Genomic DNA, 1,098 nt, shown 5'->3' with positions numbered 1-1,098 from the left:
GGACTCGCTTTCGCTACGGCTACCCCACACGGGTTAACCTCGCTACACACCGCAAACTCGCAGGCTCATTCTTCAAAAGGCACGCAGTCACGGCCAGCCGGCAAGCCGACTGACGACGCTCCCACGGCTTGTAGGCACACGGTTTCAGGTACTATTTCACTCCGCTCCCGCGGTACTTTTCACCATTCCCTCACGGTACTATCCGCTATCGGTCACTAGGGAATATTTAGGCTTAGCGGGTGGTCCCGCCAGATTCACACGGGATTTCTCGGGCCCCGTGCTACTTGGGAGTTTCTCAAACGAGCCGTACAGATTTCGTCTACGGGGGTCTTACCCTCTACGCCGGACCTTTCGCATGTCCTTCGACTACCCATACGGTTTCTGACTCGCCGACCGGCCGGCAGACCGATCAAGAAAAATCCCACGACCCCCTGAGCGCAACCCCTGCCGGGTCTCACACGCTCAAGGTTTAGCCTCATCCAGTTTCGCTCGCCACTACTCCCGGAATCACGGTTGTTTTCTCTTCCTGCGGGTACTGAGATGTTTCACTTCCCCGCGTTCCCTCCACACTGCCTATGTGTTCAGCAGCGGGTGACAGCCCATGACGACTGCCGGGTTTCCCCATTCGGACACCCCCGGATCAAAGCTCGGTTGACAGCTCCCCGGGGCCTATCGCGGCCTCCCACGTCCTTCATCGGTTCCTAGTGCCAAGGCATCCACCGTGCGCCCTTAAAAACTTGGCCACAGATGCTCGCGTCCACTGTGCAGTTCTCAAACAACGACCAGTCACACACCCTCAACACCCTGAACAGGTGCCTCGAGTGAGGCCGGCATCCTTGAGGCAACTTCCGTTCCCTCAGGACCCAACAACGTGCCCGACACAGTCAATCCCAGAACGCGTTCCACGCCGAAGCAGTACTAGCCCCTGGTCTCTTCCTGTGCCGAATAGTCAACGTTCCACCCATGAGCAACCGTGCAGGACATTCGCCTGCAAGCGGCATATTGCTCCTTAGAAAGGAGGTGATCCAGCCGCACCTTCCGGTACGGCTACCTTGTTACGACTTCGTCCCAATCGCTGGTCCCACCTTCGACGGCTCC

At 58.3% G+C, this 1,098-nt stretch carries 2 rRNA genes; both read right to left on the bottom strand.

From position 1 onward, the window contains the following. Positions 1 to 743: ribosomal RNA gene (locus tag ACIQWA_RS40960) — 23S ribosomal RNA — on the bottom strand; the annotation flags it as partial. Positions 744 to 1,013: 270 nt separating this feature from the next. Continuing rightward, positions 1,014 to 1,098: ribosomal RNA gene (locus tag ACIQWA_RS40955) — 16S ribosomal RNA — on the bottom strand; the annotation flags it as partial.

This window comes from Kitasatospora sp. NPDC098652, from assembly GCF_044760155.1.
Taxonomy (GTDB): Bacteria; Actinomycetota; Actinomycetes; order Streptomycetales; family Streptomycetaceae; genus Kitasatospora.
This window is presented reverse-complemented; position numbering and strand designations above follow the sequence as displayed.